Here is a 2,047-nt window from a genome sequence, read left to right on the forward strand (position 1 = left end):
GATGCCGACCCCGAGGGCGGAGAATCCGCGCGTGGCCGCCTCCGAGAAGCCGAACAGCGCCGACCAGTAGTGCAGGGCGATGTAGTAGACGGTGTGCCCGGCGTCGACGTAGCGCGTCGTGAACGCGAGCAGTTCGGCCGGTGGGAGCCGGGCCGCCCGTACCGTGGCGACCTCGTCGGCCCAGTACGACGGGATCCACGAGAAGGCGAACGCGACCAGCGCGGCGAGGGCGCCGAGGCTCCACGATCGGCCGGCTGCAGGCACGGGTTCAGCCTCGCGTGCGCGTGCACGGTTCTCAAGGGTGCTTGTCAGCCACAGGAGTCGCACATGCGGCTACCGTCGTATTCATGGCAGCGTCCAACAACCCGGCCCTCAACCGCGTCTCCGCTTTCCGTGCGGGCGGTGCGCCCCAGCCGGTCGACCCGAGCACCGTCGGGCAGGGCCCCGACCTCGAAGCACTCTTCAACGCGCGCAGCGCCGGCTCGGCCGAGACCGGCCGCATGACCTACGAAGACACCGTCGTCAAGACCGTCGCGCTGTTCGCCGTGCTGCTGGCCACGGGCGTCGTCGCCTGGTTCGTGCCCGCGCTCACGATCGTCGGCGCCATCGTCGGCCTCGTCCTCGGCCTCGTCAACGCCTTCAAGCGCAAGCCGTCGGCCGCGCTGATCGTCATGTACGCCGCGGCGCAGGGCCTCTTCCTCGGCGGCATCTCGCGCATCTTCGAGCAGGTCTTCGGCGGCGTCGTCGTTCAGGCGGTCATCGCCACGCTCGGGGTCTTCGGCGTCATGCTCGCCCTCTTCGCGAGCGGCAAGGTACGGGCATCCAACCGCCTCACCAAGGTCTTCCTCGGCGCGATGATCGGCTACGCCGTCTACAGCCTGGTCAACGTCGGGCTCATGGTGTTCGGCGGGGTCTCCTCCGACCTCGCCTTCGGCCTCAACTCGATGACCTTCATGGGCATTCCGCTCGGCCTGATCGTCGGAATCCTCGCGGTGCTGATGGGTGCGTACTCGCTCGTGCTCGACTTCGAGTTCATCAAGAACGGGGTCGAGAACCGGGTGCCGCGGGCATACGGCTGGCAAGGCGCCTTCGGCCTGATGGTGACCCTGATCTGGCTGTACGTCGAGTTCCTGCGGCTGTTCGCGATCCTGAGCGGCGGCGGTCGCAACTAGCCAGGCGCGGCGCCGCGCGCGGACACGTTTTGCGTCCCGCGCCGACAGTTGCGCCCCCTCGCGAGGACGCGAACGTCGGGCTGGGACGCAAAACCACGAGCAGGACGGGGCCTACGCCAGCTCGGCCGCGTAGGCACGGGCCGAGCGCTGGTAGCGCGGCAGGTGCTCTGCCAGCGCGGCGAGCGCCGTCTGCAGCGCTTCCGCCGAGCGGCCGGCGCTGTGCAGCACCAGGGCCCGGAAGAACGCAGGGGCGTCGCCGAGCTCCGGGGCGTCGAGCCCGTCGATCAGCTCGAGGGCTTCGTCCGTCCGGCCGAGGTTCCGCAGGGTGCTCGCGAGCTGAATCGTCACCTGGTGGGCGTGCTCGGGCGGCAGTCCCGCCGCCAGCGCCGCGCGGTACGGCCCGACGGCCTCCTCCTCGAGACCGAGCGAGTCGTGCACGCCGCCCCACTCGGCGAGCGCTTCGGGGTCGCCGGCGGGGCGCTCGTCGACGAGGGCGCGCATGCGGTTCAGGCATCCCTCGGCGTCGCTGTCATCGAACTCGGCCCAGAACGCGTCGACACGCGCCCGCCAGCTGGTCTCACTCACGCACCCGATCCTGCCAGGCCGCGCAGCTTGCTCTCGAGCACCGCGCGCTCGCGCTCGTTCGCAGTCTGGGCGATCGCCCGCGTGAACTCCGCCCGCGCCTCGTCGGCCCGCCCGAGACGCGCCAGCAGCTCGCCGCGCACGCTCGGCAGCAGGCCATACCCCGCGAGTTCCCCGGTCGCGACGAGCTCATCGACGAGCCGCAGGGCGGTCGCGGGCCCCTCGGCCATCGACACCGCAACGGCGCGGTTGAGCTCGACGACGGGCGAGGGCGCGACGCGTCCGAGCGCCTC

Annotated in this window: 3 protein-coding genes and 1 pseudogene; 1 reads left to right on the plus strand and 3 read right to left on the minus strand. The window is 71.2% G+C overall.

Translation table 11 applies throughout. From position 1 onward, the window contains the following. Positions 1-264 (minus strand): annotated as a pseudogene (locus tag ACM2XV_RS14700) (hypothetical protein); the annotation flags it as partial. 83 nt (positions 265-347) lie between these two features. Between ACM2XV_RS14700 and ACM2XV_RS14705 the strand changes: the two are divergent. Continuing rightward, positions 348-1,172, plus strand: coding sequence for a Bax inhibitor-1/YccA family protein (locus ACM2XV_RS14705; protein WP_487027472.1), 825 nt, complete (start codon positions 348-350; stop codon positions 1,170-1,172). A gap of 111 nt (positions 1,173-1,283) precedes the next feature. Here the strand turns inward: ACM2XV_RS14705 and ACM2XV_RS14710 are convergent, their stop codons facing one another. Together ACM2XV_RS14710 and ACM2XV_RS14715 are read right to left on the minus strand one after the other, a co-directional pair. Then, the gene (locus tag ACM2XV_RS14710) at positions 1,284-1,757 is read right to left on the minus strand and encodes a tetratricopeptide repeat protein (RefSeq protein ID WP_487027473.1); all 474 of its coding nucleotides are present in this window, start codon (positions 1,755-1,757) and stop codon (positions 1,284-1,286) included. After that, the coding region (locus ACM2XV_RS14715) for a tetratricopeptide repeat protein (protein ID WP_487027474.1) at positions 1,754-2,047 on the minus strand (294 nt) is incomplete at its 5' end. The genes ACM2XV_RS14715 and ACM2XV_RS14710, both read right to left, overlap by 4 nt.

Source organism: Gryllotalpicola sp. CP2-P1 (genome assembly GCF_057512245.1).

Bases quoted from the DNA above. Each gene is read 5' to 3' on its own strand.
- ACM2XV_RS14705 (WP_487027472.1), top strand. From the start codon at position 348: ATGGCAGCGTCCAACAACCCGGCCCTCAACCGCGTCTCCGCTTTCCGT.